Here is a 14,252-nt window from a genome sequence, read left to right as displayed (position 1 = left end):
CCGTCAGGAGACGAGCCGCTAGCCGTCCTGCCCGGTGCCCGCCCGGTACTTGCCCGCGCGCCGCACCAGGCGGTCCGCTGTGGGAAGGCCCTGGACGCGGGCCAGCTCGTATTCGATGGCGACAGCCATCCGCTCGCAGAAGGCCCGCCCCTCCTCCGCGGCGTCGGGCCGCTCGTCGACCACGTGGTCGACGACGCCCCGCCCGACGAGGGCCGCGACCTTGACGCCCTGGGACTCGGCCATCTCGGCGGCCCGGTCCACCGTCCGGTGCACGATCGCACTCGCGCCCTCGGGGGGCAGCGGCGAGAGCCACGCGTGCTCGGCGGCGATGGTGCTGTCGGCCGGCAGCAGCGCGAGGGCCCCGCCGCCCGCGCCCTGTCCGAGGAGCACGGAGACGGACGGCGACGCGAGCCCGATGAGGTCGTGCAGGGAACGGGCGATCTCGCCGGCCAGTCCACCCTCCTCCGCTTCCTTCGACAGGTCGGCGCCGGCGGTGTCGATGACCGTGAGCAGCGGCAGGCCGAGCTCTTCGGCGAGCTTCATGCCACGGCGCGCTTCCCGCAGCGACGCCGGCCCCATGACCGAATCGCCCGGCTGGCGCGGCCGCTGGTGGCCGAGCACGATGCAAGGCTGCTCGCCGAAGCGCGCCAGGGCGAGCAGCAGCCCCGGGTCCTTCTCTCCCTGGCCCGTGCCGTTGAGCGGCAGCACGTCCCGCGCGCCGTAGGCGAGCAACCGCCGGAGGTCCGGGCGCCTGCGGTTGCGTGAGACGAGGATCGACGTCCAGGCATCGGCGGTGCCCGGCCGCACCGACGCCGTCGAGGGCACCGGAGGCGTTCCCGACGGCTCGGCGACCAGGACCGTCAGGGCCCTGTCGACGATCCCCGCCAGGTGCTCCGGCGGCACGACGGCGTCGATCAGGCCCTTGTCGAACAGGTTCTCGGCGGTCTGGACGCCGGTCGGGAACGGGGCACCGTAGAGCGCCTCGTACACGCGGGGGCCCAGGAACCCGAGCAGCGCCCCGGGCTCGGCGACGGTCACGTGACCCAGGGAGCCCCAGGACGCCATGACCCCGCCTGTAGTGGGGTGCCGCAGATAGACCAGGTAGGGCAGGCCGGCCTGCCGGTGGGCCCGCACCGCCCCGGTGATGTCGACCATCGACAGGAACGCGGGTGTTCCCTCCTGCATGCGCGTACCGCCGGACGCCGGCCCGGCCAGGAGGGGCAGGCCCTCCCGGGTGGCACGGTGGATCGCCGCGGCGATCCGGCCGGCGGCCGCACTGCCGATCGATCCGGCGAGGAAGGTGAATTCGGAGACGATCACGGCGACGCGCCGGCCGTGAATGAGGCCCTCGCCCGTCAGGACGGACTCGTCCACCCCGCTCTTCTCCCGGGCCCGCCGCAACTCCTCCTGGTAGGACGCCGATGCGGAGGCGGGGATCGGGATCGGGCTGTCCCAGGAGCTGAACGACCCGGCGTCGAGCACGGCGTCGATGAGTTCCCGCGCCGTCAGGTGCCGCACACGGGCCTCCGCGCTCACGCGCCGGCACCCCCTGCGGGTTCGGCCAGCCACGCGCGGATCGCGTCGCCGTCGCCGTCGAGCAGGGGCGGCGCCGTATGGCTGGCGAGCGTGGTCTCGCCGGAACCGTCGAAGAAGCGCAGCGGCGGTCCGGGTAGCGCGATGTCCCCGAGGACCGGGTGCTGGACGGTGAGCAGCAGGCCCTGCGAGTGCACCTGCTCCCACGCGTACACCTCGTCGAGGGTCCGGACCTTGCCCGCGGGGATGCCGGCCTCGTTGAGCTTCGCGAGCAGGGGCTCCGCCTCGTAGGCGCAGAACGCGTCCTCTACGACACCGATCAGCAGGTCCCGGTTCCGCACCCGGTCCGCATTCGTAGCGAACTCGGGCCGGTCCGCGGCCATCCCGAAGGCCGAGGTGAAGGTGGCCCACAGCTTCTCGCTGCCCACGCTGATCTGGACCTTGCCTCCCCGGCAGTTGAACAGGCCGTACGGGGCGATCGAGGGGTGGTGGTTGCCCTGGGCCTGCGGCACCTCGCCGGCGACCGTGGTCCGCGTGCCCTGGAAGGCGTGGACGCCGATGATGGCCGCGAGCAGGGACGTGCGCACCACCTGTCCCCTGCCCGTCCGCTCGCGTTCGAGCAGGGCGGCGACCGCACCGTAGGCCCCGTACATGCCGGACAGCAGGTCGGCGATCGGGACACCGACACGCTGCGGGTTGTCGGGATCCGGGCCGGTGACGGACATGAGGCCCGCCTCGCCCTGCACGATCTGGTCGTAGCCGCTGCGCTTGGCCTCGGGTCCGTCATGGCCGAAGCCGGTGATGGAGAGGATGACGAGCCCCGGATTGAGCTCGAGCATCTCGTCGGTGGAGAAGCCGAGCCGGTCGAGGACCCCGGTCCGGAAGTTCTCGACGACCACGTCGGCGCGGCGCAGGAGTTCCGTGAGGACGGCCCTGCCGTCGTCGCTCTTGAGGTCCAAGGCGATCGACTCCTTGTTCCTGTTGCAGGACAGGAAGTAGGTGGCCTGACGGTCGTCCTCGGGACCGACGAAGGGCGGGCCCCACCCGCGGGTGTCGTCGCCGGTGCCCGGCGTCTCGACCTTGATCACGCGGGCGCCGAGGTCGCCGAGCATCATGCCGGCGTGCGGTCCGGCGAGGGCCCGGCTGAGATCGACGACGAGGCGGCCGGCGAGCGGACCCCCGCGCGTCGCGGCATCGGTGGTCTGCGCGGTGGTCTGCGCGGTGGTCTCGGCGCTCATACGTCCTCCGGTGTTCGTGTCTTCAGGCGGGTCAGGTCGCGGGTCGGGCGGCCGGTCGGGTCGTCGGGAGACTCAGAGCCAGCCGGGCACCACGAGGACGAGCCAGGCGATGATCGGCCCGGCAATAACCACGATGGCCCCGTAGCCGAGGATCTGCTTGTAGAAACGTTCCTTGTCCGTGCCCTCGGGTGCGTTCGCCAGGACGAGCGCACCGTTGGTGGAGAACGGCGAGACGTCGACGATCGTCGAGGACACCGCGAGGGCGCACACGACGCCGACCGCACTCACGGCGCCCGTCTCCAGGAACGGGATGGCCAGCGGGATCAGGGCGGCGAGGATGGCCGTGGACGAGGCGAAGGCGGAGACCACGGCGCCGATGTAGCAGATGAGCAGGGCGGCGAGCAGCGGCGCACCGAGGCTGGCGACGCCGTCCGACACGTACTCGATGGTCCCGGCAGCGGTCAGCACACCCACGAACGTGAGCATCCCGCAGATGAGCAGCACCGTGGACCACGCGATCTTGTTGACCGCCCCGCTCTGGGCCTTGGGCGAGATGAGGGCGAGGATCACGGCGACCGTGATGGCCACAAACCCGACGTCGACCTTGAATCCGAGGGCGATCACGGCGAGCGCGATCAGGCCGAGGATGGTGGCACCCTGCGAGATGCGGTCCTCACGGGACTTCACGGCGACGACGCCGTCGCCGGCGGGATCACGCGGTCCGTAGGTGCCGCTGCCGGTCCCCTTGTAGGCGACATCGGCCCTGCGGGCTCCCGGGCTGGCGCTCAGGCGCGCCTCGGCAGCTTCCTCGACGAAGTGCGAGATCCGCGAGGACAGAAGCGTGCGGCCGCCCAGGACGATGAAGAGCACGACGGCGATCAGCAGGTTGAAGATGAAGCTCGACAGGAACACGGCGAGCGGACTCGATTGGAAGCCAGACTCCCCGACGATGTCGTTGACGATCACCCCGTACACGGCGATGGGCGAGAAGCCGCCGGCCTGCGCGCCGTGGACCACCATCATGCCCATCAGCAGCGGTGAGATCTTGTGGCGTGCCGCGAAGCCGAGCGCGACGGGCGCCATGATGGCCACGGCTGCCGGGCCGAGCGCGCCGACGGCCGTGATGACGGCCGTGATCAGGAACATGACCCACGGGATCAGGGCCACGCGGTTGCGGACGAGTTTCACCGCGCCCTGGACCAGAAGGTCGATGGTGCCGTTGTTCTGGGCGATGGCGAACAGGTAGGTGACGCCGACCAGGGTGAGGAACAGCCCGCCGGGGAACTCGGCGATGATGTCGTCGGTTTCCATCCCGAGGAAGACGGCGCCGAGCAGGAAGGCCCCCACGAAGGCGAGGGCTCCCATGTTGATGGGCAGCAGGGTGGCTATCAGGAACATCGCCGCAAGGATGATGATCGATAGGAGTGGAGCGGACATCGTTATCCTCCAGCGGGCTACGGAAAAGTTCGCGGGGTCTGTGACATGAGTTACAGGACCACTGGCCTAGCCTGTAGGAGAGTGGGTGTCCCTGTCAATCGTTCACCGGTAGCATGAGCGCACACCTATCCGGGGAGAACAGGGATGACCGACGCCGCTAATCCGCAACCCTTGGAGCGCCTCGCGCGTCCGCGACTGTACGAGCAGCTCGTCGAGCAGTTGCTGGGCTACATCGAATCGGCCCGGCTGCGCCCCGGGGACCTCCTCCCCGCCGAACGCGATCTCGCCGAGCGGCTCGGAGTATCCCGGGCGACCCTCGCCCAGGCGCTCGTCGCCCTTGAGGTCCTCGGCGTCATCGATGTCCAGCACGGCACCGGGGCGGTCCTGCGCCACCGCGCGAGCGTCGCGAGCGTCATCAAGGGACTGCGTGAACACCGGAGCCGCCTCCCCGACATCGTCGAGGCACGCAGCACCCTCGAGGTGAAGCTTGCGGCACTGGCCGCCGAGCGGCGCACGGAGGAGGACCTCACCGCGATCACCACCGCACTCGAGGTGATGAAGTCGGAGATCGACGACGGCGACCGCGGTGCCCACGGCGACGAGCTGTTCCACCAGGCCGTGACAGCCGCCGCCCACTCGCCGGTGATGGCGCAGCTCATGGCGTTCATCGGCGAGATGATCCTGGAAACCCGCCTTGAGTCCCTGGCCCAGCCCGGCAGGCCGGAGCAGTCCCTCGAATCGCACCGTGCCATCGCGGAGGCCATCCAGTCGCAGGACGCCGCCGCGGCAGCGGAAGCGATGCAGCGCCATATCGAGCTCGTCTCGGACGTCGCACTGCTCAAGTAGGAATCACTCGCGCCCGCAGGGAGCCCGGTAGTCCAGGACGGACCGACCGGTGGTACGTACCCTGGGCGCACTGGTCAAGGGGGACGATGAACGGCAGGGAACTGCAGGAATGCGCGGCATCGCGTGCACAGGAGCTGCCCGGATCGGAGCTGACCCATCCGTTCGGCGCGGACTGGGACGTGTACAAGGTGCACGGGAAGGTCTTCCTGCTGCAGACGGCCACCAGGGGCGAACCGATCGTGGTCCTCAAGGCCTCACCGTCGGATGCGCGGATCTTCCGCGAGGCCAAGGACGACATCACCCCGGGCTATCACATGAACAAGCGGCACTGGATCACCCTGCACCCGGACGGGACGCTCGACGCCGATTTCGTCGAGGATCTCGTCACGGAGTCCTACCTCCAGGTCGTCGAGAACCTCCCGAAGAAGCAGCGGCCCGTCGACCCCGACACGTTCGGGCAGCGCCCCTGACCCTCGCGTCGTTCGGTCGGGGGACGCCGGCCTATGGAGCGTCGTCGGGCGAGGACTCGTCGAGGGTCCAGCCGGTGATGGACTCGAGGTCCTTCCCGGCGTCGCGCGTGTACTGCCAGGCCCGCTGCCGCTGGTCCTGCAGGTCCTGCCGGAACCGCGCCTCCGTCGCGCCGAGGGTGGGCACGCGGTCGATCACGTCCATGGCGAGCTGGAAGCGGTCGATCTGGTTCAGCATCGCCATGTCGAACGGCGTGGTCGTCGTCCCCTCCTCCTTGTACCCGCGCACGTGAAGGTTGGCGTGGTTGGTCCTGCGGTACGTCAGCCGGTGGATGAGCCACGGATAGCCGTGGTAGGCGAACACCACGGGCCTGGTGGTGGTGAACAGCGTGTCGAAATCGCGGGCGGACAGGCCGTGCGGGTGCTCCGTCTCATCCTGCAGCCGCATGAGGTCCACGACGTTGACCACGCGGATCTTCAGCCCGGGGATGCCGGCCTTCAGCAGGCCTGCCGCCGCCACGGCCTCGAGGGTCGGGACGTCGCCGGCGCACCCAAGGACGACGTCGGGCTCCGTCCCGGGCTCCTCCGATCCCGCGAACCCGAAGATACCGATGCCGCGCCTGACGTGCAGGTGCGCCTCCTCCGGCCCCAGCCAGGTCGGCGTGGGCTGCTTGCCGGTCACGATCACGTTGACGGTGTCCCGCGTCTGCAGGCAGTGCTCCGTCACCGCGAGCATCGTGTTGGCATCCGGAGGCAGGTAGACCCGGACGACGTCCGCCTTCTTGTTGACCACGTGGTCGATGAACCCGGGGTCCTGGTGGGAGAACCCGTTGTGGTCCTGCTGCCAGACGTGGCTCGACAGCAGATAGTTGAACGATGCGATGGGCCGGCGCCAGGACAGTGCGCGGTGTACCTTGAGCCACTTCGCGAACTGGTTGAACATCGAGTCGACGATGTGCACGAACGCCTCGTAGCAGTTGAAGACCCCGTGGCGGCCTGTCAGCAGGTACCCCTCGAGCCAGCCCTGGCAGAGGTGTTCGCTGAGGACCTCCATCACGCGCCCCGACCGCGCGAGGTGCTCGTCGACGTCCTCGATGCGCGGCTCCCAGACCTTGTCCGTCACTTCGAGGACGGCGGACAGCCGGTTCGAGGCCGTCTCGTCGGGACCGAACAGGCGGAAGTCGGAGGGATTGAGTTCGATGATGTCCCGCAGGTACCCGCCCACCGTGGTCATCGGGCTGACGTTCTCCGACCCTGGACGCGACACCTCGACGGCATGGTCCGCGTAGGACGGCAGCACGAGGTCGCGGAGGAGCCGGCCGCCGTTGGCGTACGGCGTCGCGCTCATGCGGAGGTCGCCGTCGGGGGCGAGGGCCGCGATCTCGGGCCGCAGCTCGCCCGTGGCGGTGAACAGCGACGCCGGGTCGTAGGACCGCATCCACTCCTCGAGCTGGTGCAAATGCTCATCGTCGCTGTCGACCCCCGAGAGCGGCACCTGATGGGACCGCCAGGTACCCTCGACGGGTTTGCCGTCCACCTCGGCCGGGCCGGTCCAGCCCTTCGGCGAGCGCAGGACGATCATGGGCCACCGGGCGGCGGCAGCGTCCGCGCCGGCCGGCGAGGTGCGGGCCTTCTTCTGGATGGCGTGGATATCGTCGATGCACGCGTCGAGGACGGCGGCGAAGTCCCTGTGTGCCGCCTCGGTCGCCGCGGGATCCGAGACGGTGACGAAGTGCGGGTCGTACCCGTAGCCGTACATCAGCTGCCGCAGCTGCTCCTCGGGCATCCGGGCGAGCACCGTGGGGTTCGCGATCTTGTAGCCGTTCAGGTGCAGGATCGGAAGCACGGCTCCGTCCACGGCCGGGTCGACGAAGCTGGTGGAGTGCCAGCTGGTGGCCAGCGGCCCGGTCTCGGCCTCGCCGTCCCCGACCACCGCGGCGGCGATGAGGGACGGGTTGTCGAAGACGGCGCCGTAGGCATGGGCCAGGGTATATCCCAGCTCGCCGCCCTCGTGGATGGAGCCGGGTGTTTCCGGCGCTGCGTGCGAAGGAATACCGCCGGGGTAGCTGAACTGCCGGAACAGGGCGTCGAGCCCCGCAGCATCCCTGCCGATGGAGGGATAGACCTCCGAGTACGTGCCCTCCAGCCAGGCGTTGGCCACGTTGGCGGGTCCACCGTGACCGGGACCGGTGACGAACAGCATCTCCTGCCTCCGCTCGGAGATGACGCGGTTCAGATGGGTATAGACGAAATTGAGGCCGGGCGTGGTCCCCCAGTGGCCCAGGAGGCGTGCCTTCACATGCTCGCGCTCCAGCGGCCGCGTCAGGAGGGCATTGTCCTTCAGGTAGATCTGGCCTACCGAGAGGTAGTTGGCGGCACGCCACCACGCGTCGAGCCGCTGGACGTTGGGATCGGTCATATATTCCTCCTGGGTTATACGAACGGTGGGACGTCAGAATTCGATGACGACGTCCGAGGGCGTCTTGTCAGGCCTCCACCCCCGCCACACGGGGTGCCGGAGGCGCCCGGAGCCCGTGTGCTCGCTGTACTGGACTTCGCCCACGAGGGCGGGCCGCACCCAGTGGGCGTCGGACGCGTCGGCCCCCGGGACGTCGTCGAGCGGTGCCGTCTTCCGTGCCAGCTTCTTGAGCCGGGCGCCCACTTCGGCGAGGTCCCGCTCGGTGAGGCCGGACCCGACGCGTCCCACGTAGCGCAGGTCGACGCCGTCGGGAACGGCGACGAGGAGGGAGCCGACCTTCGCCGCACGGTTGCCCTTGCCCGGCCGCCACCCCACCACGACGACCTCCTGCGTGTGCAGGTGCTTGATCTTCACCCACGACGCCGACCGCGTCCCGGGCTGGTAGTCGCTCGAGAGCCGCTTGGCCATGATGCCTTCGAGACCCAGCTGCCTGCTCGCCTCCACTGCCTCCTCGAGCGTCGCGTCGAGGGCCCGCGGCACCTGGACGTGGCCGTCCTCCGCCTCGTCCACCGCCTTCTCGAGGAGTTCCCGCCGCTGGCAGTACTCCAGGCCTGTGAGGTCGTTGCCGTCGAGTTCCAGCAGGTCGAAGAGCATGAGGCGTACGGGCGTCTTCTGCCGGGTCGCGTCGATCTCTGCACGGTGCGTCAGCTTCATGCGCGTCTGGAGGAGGCTGAAGTCGGGGCGGCCCTTCGCGTTGAGGGCCACGATCTCGCCGTCGAGCACGGCGCTGTCGGCGCTGAGGAATTCGCCGAGGTCGCCGAGTTCCGGGTAGGTGCGCGTGGTGTCGATGCCGTTGCGGCTGACCAGGGTGACGACGCCGCCCCGGACGACGGCGATGCAGCGTACGCCGTCCCACTTCATCTCGTAGGCCCACTCGTCCGGAGTGGGGATGGCCTGCTCGGACCCGAGCGTGGCGAGCATGGGGCGGACGATGTCGGGTCCGGCAGGGCGGGCGCGCTCGTCCGCCGGGCCCTGCGGGGAACTCGGCGGGGAACTCGGCGGGGAACTCGGCGGGGAACTCGGCGGGGAACTCGGCGGGGAACTCGGCGGGGAACTCGGCGGGGAACTCGGGGCAGCCGGAACGTCGGCGCCATTCCGGGAGGCACCGTCCTCAGGTGCCGGCGCGGAACCTGCAGGATCGACGCCGCGGCCCGGCGCGGCGTCCTGCCCGGCATCCTGCGCCGGCTGGTCCTTCATGAGGTGGATCAGCCAGTTGGTCTTGCCATTCGGTCCGGCCCCGGTATTGATGAGCGCGTACCTGCGGACCGCGGTGCCGCCGCGTGCCAGGCCGCCGTCCGGCCTCCCGTGGAGCGTGCAGATGACTTCCTTGCCGTCCCGCCACTTCTCCAGCTCGTAGGTGCCGGAATCCCAGAGAAAGACCTCACCGGCTCCATATTCCCCCTTGGGAATAATTCCGGCGAAGGATCCGTAGTCGAGCGGATGGTCCTCCGTCTGGACCGCGAGATGGTTCCTGCTCGGCGTCAGCGGCGGACCCTTCGGGATGGCCCACGAGACCAGCACGCCATCGCGCTCGAGCCGGAAATCGTAGTGCAGACGCCGGGCATGGTGCTCCTGGATGACGAAGCTGTTGCCGCCCGGCGGGCCCACGGTCTCGGGAACAGGCTCCGGGGTGCGGGACGCGTCCCGCATGGCCCGGTACGTAGACAGCCGGTCCGGCGCGTCCTGTGTCGCGTCGGCGAAGGTGGCGGACGGTGTCGCGGGAGCGAGGATGTCCCCCAGGGACTCGATGCGCCGCATCACCTCCCGGTAGTCGAGGTGCCCGAGGTCGGCGTCGTCGAGCTCCTCCCACGTACGCGGCGCCGCGACCGTCGGCTCGAAGCGCCCGCGGAGGGAGTACGGGCTCACGGTCGTCTTGTTGACGTGGTTCTGGCTCCAGTCGACCAGCACCCTGCCCGAGCGCAGCGCCTTCTTCATGTCGCTGACCGCCAGGTCGGGATGGTCGGCCTCGAGGGCGCGCGCCAGTTCGTGGGCGACGGCGGAGACCTGCTCCGAGGTCTGCCGGCCGTCGAGCGCGCAGTAGAGGTGGATGCCCTTCGACCCGCTGGTGACGGGGAACGGTTCGAGTCCCATGCCCTGCAGGATGGGCCGGGCGAGCCGGGCCACCTCGGCGCATTCCGCGAGCGCGGCGCCCTTGCCCGGGTCGAGGTCCAGCACGAGGCGGTCAGGGTTCGCCTTCGCACGGTCGGCGTCGAAGCGCCACTGCGGCACGTGGATCTCGATCGCGGCGATCTGCCCGAGCCAGGTGAGCGTCGCCAGGTCGTTGACCAGGGGATAGACGTTCACGTGGTCCTTGTGCTGGATCGCGTTCCGCGGCACCCAGTCCGGTGCGTTGTCGTCGATGTTCTTCTGGAAGAACATCTCGCCGGGCGCCTCCGGGGTGCCGACGCCATGGACCCAGCGTTTGCGCGTGACCGGACGATGCGCCGCGTGCCGGATCAGGTGCGGGGCCACCGCCGCGTAGTAGGCGAGGACGTCCGCCTTGGTGGTCCCCGTCGCCGGATACAGCACCTTGTCCAGGTTGGACAGCCGTAGGGTGCGCCCGTCCACGGTAACGGTCTGCTGCCGTGAGCTGCGGGGAGGGGCCATGTCCCCCAGTCTTGACCGGATGCCGGCGGTATTCCAGTCCCAATCAGCCGGCGTACCGCACGGCGGGGAGCTGTTGGAGCCTAGTCGGCGAACTGCTCGCGGTACCGGTTCACATAGATGTCCCACAGAGCCGGGTCCTGGCCGAGGTTGCGCTTGTTCAGGAAATCGTCGAGCCCGGCGATGGTGAGGTGCCACCCGGCGGCCATGGTCGCCGAGTGCCGGGGGCTGCCCGGCGTCAGGAACAGCACAACCTGCGTGCCGTTGTCCCCCGTCCGCGCCAGTTCCCAGCGCAGGCTGTCCTTCTCCCAGGTGTAGGCGAGGACCGAGGGCCGTTCGACCTCCAGCACCACGCCGCGGAGGGGCTTCTGGTCGGCGTAGCGGAAGAGGATCTCCTCGTCCTTGCGCGGTTCGAACTCCATCTCGCAGGGGAACCAGTACTTCAGCTTGTCCGCCTCGGTCAGGTGCTTCCACAGCACGGTCGGCGGGAACGCGAACTGGAACTCCAGGCGCAGCACGGTGCCGCCGTCGTCGCTGGTTGTCTTGCTGACGATGGGCTCTACGGTCTCGGAAGTCACGCCTCAAGTCTAGGGGTGGACGGCGGGCATCCTCTGGCACGGTAAGCCTGCTTGGTGTTCACTTGACCCATGAGAGCCATCTGGAAGGGCGCGGTCGCGTTCGGCCTGGTCAATGTGCCGGTGAAGGTCTACAGCGCCACGGAGGACCACGACATCGCCCTCCACCAGGTGCATGACAAGGACGGCGGCCGCATCCGGTACCAGCGGCGCTGCGAGGTCTGTGACGAGGTCGTGGATTTCAAGCACATCGACAAGGCGTACGACGACGGCGAGCACACGGTCGTCCTGACGGAGGAGGACCTCTCCTCCCTGCCGGTCGAGAAGAGCCGGGAGATCGAGGTGGTCGAGTTCGTGCCGAGCGACCAGATCGACCCGATCATGTTCGACCGCGCCTACTTCCTCGAGCCGGACAGCACCTCGACCAAGGCCTACGTCCTGCTGCGGCGCACGCTCGAGGAGACGGACCGGACCGCGATCGTGCAGTTCTCCCTCCGCCAGAAGAGCCGGCTCGCCGCGCTGCGCGTCCGCGGGGACGTCCTCATGCTCCAGACGCTGCTGTGGGATGACGAGGTCCGGGAGGCATCCTTCCCCGCCCTGGAGGAGAAGGTCCGCATCTCCGCGAAGGAGAAGCAGATGTCGGCGGCGCTCGTGGACTCCTTCTCCACGGATTTCGATCCGGAGAACTTCACCGACGACTACCAGGTCCAGCTGCGCACCCTGATCGACGCCAAGATCGAGAAGGGCGACACCATCGACACCGAGGAGACCTTCGGCGCGAACAAGGACGAGGACGACGGCGACAACGTGCTGGACCTCATGGAGGCCCTCCGCCGCAGTGTCGAGAAGAACCGCGAGAAGAAGGCCGACGCCAAGAAGGCCTCCGGGACCTCGAAGCAGAAGGGCGCATGATGGGTTTCTTCACCGACAGCCTCGGCCGCCAGACCATCGCCATGAAGCCGAACGCACCGATCCTCGGCTGGGCGCTGTTCGGCGCCGCGTCCTTTCTGGCCCTCGAGGAGAGGAACCGCGAGCGCCTGCGCCTCGCGAGTTCCGTCTCCCTGGCCGCCTGGGCGGTTCTCGAGGTGGTCTCCGGCCGCAGCGGTTTCCGGCGCAGTGCCGGTGCACTGACGCTGTCCTGGCTTTCGCGTCGCAGGCGGGCCTGACCTCTGCCTCCACCGGCGCCCCGAGTGGCGTTCCCCGCCATGCGGAACCCGGAGTCATCGACGCCGTCGGCTCCGGGGAGTCGCGTACGGACCGACCGTCCTATTCGAGCGGGAAGTTCTCCCGCCGCAGCAGCTTCGCCAGGTGCTCGGCGTTACGGACGACACCCGCCGTGGTCGTGGCGACCAGCTCGGGTACTTCCGCGAGGTCCTTGAAGTCGACCGACTGCATGGCCTCGCCCACCCAGTAGGTGGAGCCCTGCGACGGCAGGGAGAAGCCGATGTCGTTGAGTCCCTGCATCATGTCGGCGGCGAGGATCTTCTCGCGGAGAGCGGGCCACTCGTCTCCGTTGCCCATGTCCTTCTGTACGCCGGGAGCGACATCGTGGTCCACCACACGGGCACTGGATGTGGTGATACCCCGTTCCGCGAACTGGTCGAGGATATGCCGGGCCATCAGGTCGGAACTGGACGGCGCGGGGGACGGCGTGAGGCTGCAGACGAGTGCGAACGCGGTCAGGTCTGACATGGGTACTCCTTCTGAGGGATCACGTGGCCGCAGGTGTTGCAGGCCGGCTCAGGGAGTTCGGCAACGGTCACCCGTGCGATGGGTGACCGGTGATCCTCACGCCGTGAGGACGCCGGCCAGTTCGGCGATCGTCCCCACCTCGAGGTCCGGAGGCGTCATGGCCGGCGGATACGGAACCCCGTCGCGGTTCAGCCAGGCGGTGCGGAGGCCGGCGCGGGCGGCGCCGTCGATGTCCCAGGGGTGGACGGCGACCAGCACGACGTCGCCCGCCTGCCGCTGCAGCGCCTCGACCGCATAGGCGTACGCCTGCGGGGCGGGCTTCCACCGCGGCGCGTCCTCGACCGACAGCACCGTGTCGACCTCGAGGCCGGCCCGCTTCAGCAGGCCCTCCGCCGTCGCCCTGGAACCGTTGGTGAGCGCGGCGGTACCGAAGCCTTCCCCGGTGAGTGCGCGGATACCCTCGGGCACGTCCGGGTGCACCGGCAGCTCCTCGAGGGCGTCCATCACGTGCGCGACGGCGGCGTCGGTGTCCCGGTTGAGGACCTGACCTGCGAGCACCGCGTGCAGTGCCCCCTCGGCGACCGCACGGAAGGCCGGGTTCTGGCCGGCGGCGGTCAGCGCGAAGCCGTCCCGGAGGACCGAGGCGAACCAGAGGGCGGAGAGTTGCGGAGGTACCCCGATCTCCTCGAAGTGCTGGGACATGAGCCCCACGTCCGAGAGCGTCCCGTTGACGTCGAACAGCACCAGCGGAACTCCCATTACTGGCGGTACCCCTCCACCTGGGGGATGGGACGGGCATCGGCCTCGGCGGGATCCTCCCCGGCGTCGGCCTTCGCCCGGCGCTGGCGGAGCAGGTCCCAGCACTGGTCGAGGTCCTCCTCGACCCGCTTCAGCCGGGCCGCGTGGTCCTGGTGTTCCGCTCCGGCACCGGCGTCCTGGGGCTGCTCGCGGAGTTCGTGCTCCTCCTGGACGAGTGCCTGGATGCGCTGCAGGATGTCCTGGTTGTCCATGGTGCGGTCCCTTCGTCGTGGCGATGCCCGCGGAAGCCCGGAATCGATCCCGGATCGGTGACAATGCTCAGCAGGCTTTCCTTCAGGCTACTGAGGCAGGACACCGATGGCCAGCGCAGGCACCCGAGGTGGAGGACGTCGCGTGGACGGGGAATTTGGTGCGGCGCCCGGATGGCCTAAGCTGTTGGAGAACCAATTGCCTGTGTAGCTCAGTCTGGTAGAGCATCCGCTTCACACGCGGAAGGCCCGGGGATCGAGGCCCCGCGCAGGCACGAGGATCGGCTGGTGACAGCACCACGAGGAAGGCCCGTACCGCTCGGTACGGGCCTTCTTCATGTGCATTTTCATGTGCACTGCGTTCGTTCTGGGCG

General features: G+C 69.3%; 13 protein-coding genes and 1 tRNA gene. 5 read left to right on the top strand and 9 right to left on the bottom strand.

What is annotated here, in order from left to right:
- Positions 1–18 precede the first annotated feature (18 nt).
- From ACX80H_RS10310 to ACX80H_RS10300, 3 genes are all read right to left on the bottom strand, one after another.
- A complete protein-coding gene (locus ACX80H_RS10310) occupies positions 19–1,536 on the bottom strand; it encodes a carboxyl transferase domain-containing protein (protein ID WP_459313071.1) in 1,518 nt (505 codons plus the stop codon).
- Positions 1,533–2,771 (bottom strand): CaiB/BaiF CoA transferase family protein, encoded by a 1,239-nt coding sequence (locus tag ACX80H_RS10305; protein ID WP_459313069.1) that lies wholly within the window; start codon positions 2,769–2,771, stop codon positions 1,533–1,535. The genes ACX80H_RS10310 and ACX80H_RS10305 overlap by 4 nt, the downstream gene beginning before the upstream one ends.
- A 72-nt stretch (positions 2,772–2,843) precedes the next feature.
- The gene (locus ACX80H_RS10300; protein WP_459313068.1) at positions 2,844–4,208 is read right to left on the bottom strand and encodes an SLC13 family permease; all 1,365 of its coding nucleotides are present in this window, start codon (positions 4,206–4,208) and stop codon (positions 2,844–2,846) included.
- Positions 4,209–4,352: 144 nt separating this feature from the next.
- Between ACX80H_RS10300 and ACX80H_RS10295 the strand changes: the two genes are divergently transcribed.
- Together ACX80H_RS10295 and ACX80H_RS10290 are read left to right on the top strand one after the other, a co-directional pair.
- The gene (locus ACX80H_RS10295; protein ID WP_459313067.1) at positions 4,353–5,054 is read left to right on the top strand and encodes a FadR/GntR family transcriptional regulator; all 702 of its coding nucleotides are present in this window, start codon (positions 4,353–4,355) and stop codon (positions 5,052–5,054) included.
- 86 nt (positions 5,055–5,140) lie between these two features.
- Positions 5,141–5,524 carry an MmcQ/YjbR family DNA-binding protein gene (locus ACX80H_RS10290; protein WP_459313066.1) on the top strand — a complete coding sequence of 128 codons (384 nt, stop codon included), beginning with the start codon at positions 5,141–5,143 and terminating at the stop codon, positions 5,522–5,524.
- A 31-nt stretch (positions 5,525–5,555) separates the two neighbouring features.
- On the opposite strand, the gene ACX80H_RS10285 is transcribed toward ACX80H_RS10290, so the two are convergent.
- The 3 genes from ACX80H_RS10285 to ACX80H_RS10275 all read right to left on the bottom strand — a co-directional run bounded on the left by ACX80H_RS10285 (position 5,556) and on the right by ACX80H_RS10275 (position 11,182).
- Positions 5,556–7,958, bottom strand: coding sequence for a phosphoketolase family protein (locus ACX80H_RS10285; protein WP_459313411.1), 2,403 nt, complete (start codon positions 7,956–7,958; stop codon positions 5,556–5,558).
- Positions 7,959–7,973: 15 nt separating this feature from the next.
- Positions 7,974–10,607, bottom strand: a complete 2,634-nt coding sequence (locus tag ACX80H_RS10280) for an ATP-dependent DNA ligase (RefSeq protein ID WP_459313065.1) — start codon at positions 10,605–10,607, stop codon at positions 7,974–7,976.
- Between the two features lie 80 nt (positions 10,608–10,687).
- Positions 10,688–11,182, bottom strand: a complete 495-nt coding sequence (locus ACX80H_RS10275) for an SRPBCC domain-containing protein (protein ID WP_459313063.1) — start codon at positions 11,180–11,182, stop codon at positions 10,688–10,690.
- A gap of 69 nt (positions 11,183–11,251) precedes the next feature.
- Between ACX80H_RS10275 and ku the strand changes: the two genes are divergently transcribed.
- Positions 11,252–12,091 (top strand): non-homologous end joining protein Ku, encoded by an 840-nt coding sequence (gene ku, locus ACX80H_RS10270; RefSeq protein WP_459313061.1) that lies wholly within the window; start codon positions 11,252–11,254, stop codon positions 12,089–12,091.
- Positions 12,088–12,345 (top strand): hypothetical protein, encoded by a 258-nt coding sequence (locus tag ACX80H_RS10265; RefSeq protein WP_459313060.1) that lies wholly within the window; start codon positions 12,088–12,090, stop codon positions 12,343–12,345. The genes ku and ACX80H_RS10265 overlap by 4 nt, the downstream gene beginning before the upstream one ends.
- A 100-nt stretch (positions 12,346–12,445) precedes the next feature.
- Here ACX80H_RS10265 and ACX80H_RS10260 read toward each other — a convergent pair whose 3' ends face one another.
- From ACX80H_RS10260 to ACX80H_RS10250, 3 genes are all read right to left on the bottom strand, one after another.
- Positions 12,446–12,871: a flavodoxin family protein gene (locus tag ACX80H_RS10260; RefSeq protein ID WP_459313058.1), complete on the bottom strand. Its 426-nt coding sequence runs from the start codon at positions 12,869–12,871 to the stop codon at positions 12,446–12,448.
- Positions 12,872–12,967: 96 nt separating this feature from the next.
- Positions 12,968–13,630: a haloacid dehalogenase type II gene (locus ACX80H_RS10255; protein ID WP_459313056.1), complete on the bottom strand. Its 663-nt coding sequence runs from the start codon at positions 13,628–13,630 to the stop codon at positions 12,968–12,970.
- The gene (locus ACX80H_RS10250; protein ID WP_301224450.1) at positions 13,630–13,881 is read right to left on the bottom strand and encodes a DUF2630 family protein; all 252 of its coding nucleotides are present in this window, start codon (positions 13,879–13,881) and stop codon (positions 13,630–13,632) included. The genes ACX80H_RS10255 and ACX80H_RS10250 overlap by 1 nt, the downstream gene beginning before the upstream one ends.
- Before the next feature lie 198 nt (positions 13,882–14,079).
- On the opposite strand from ACX80H_RS10250, the gene ACX80H_RS10245 reads away from it, so the two are divergent.
- Positions 14,080–14,153, top strand: a tRNA-Val gene (locus tag ACX80H_RS10245).
- Positions 14,154–14,252: the final 99 nt, after the last annotated feature.

The organism is Arthrobacter pasteuri (assembly GCF_054510955.1).
Note: the sequence above shows the minus strand (reverse complement) of the source record. Positions and strands in the feature narration are given on the sequence as shown.

Excerpts from the sequence above, each read along its gene's own strand:
- ACX80H_RS10305 (WP_459313069.1), bottom strand. The coding sequence starts at position 2,771 with ATGAGCGCCGAGACCACCGCGCAGACCACCGCGCAGACCACCGATGCC.
- ACX80H_RS10300 (WP_459313068.1), bottom strand. The coding sequence starts at position 4,208 with ATGTCCGCTCCACTCCTATCGATCATCATCCTTGCGGCGATGTTCCTG.
- ACX80H_RS10295 (WP_459313067.1), top strand. The coding sequence starts at position 4,353 with ATGACCGACGCCGCTAATCCGCAACCCTTGGAGCGCCTCGCGCGTCCG.
- ACX80H_RS10290 (WP_459313066.1), top strand. The coding sequence starts at position 5,141 with ATGAACGGCAGGGAACTGCAGGAATGCGCGGCATCGCGTGCACAGGAG.
- ACX80H_RS10280 (WP_459313065.1), bottom strand. The coding sequence starts at position 10,607 with ATGGCCCCTCCCCGCAGCTCACGGCAGCAGACCGTTACCGTGGACGGG.
- ku (WP_459313061.1), top strand. The coding sequence starts at position 11,252 with ATGAGAGCCATCTGGAAGGGCGCGGTCGCGTTCGGCCTGGTCAATGTG.
- ACX80H_RS10265 (WP_459313060.1), top strand. The coding sequence starts at position 12,088 with ATGATGGGTTTCTTCACCGACAGCCTCGGCCGCCAGACCATCGCCATG.
- ACX80H_RS10260 (WP_459313058.1), bottom strand. The coding sequence starts at position 12,871 with ATGTCAGACCTGACCGCGTTCGCACTCGTCTGCAGCCTCACGCCGTCC.
- ACX80H_RS10255 (WP_459313056.1), bottom strand. The coding sequence starts at position 13,630 with ATGGGAGTTCCGCTGGTGCTGTTCGACGTCAACGGGACGCTCTCGGAC.
- ACX80H_RS10250 (WP_301224450.1), bottom strand. The coding sequence starts at position 13,881 with ATGGACAACCAGGACATCCTGCAGCGCATCCAGGCACTCGTCCAGGAG.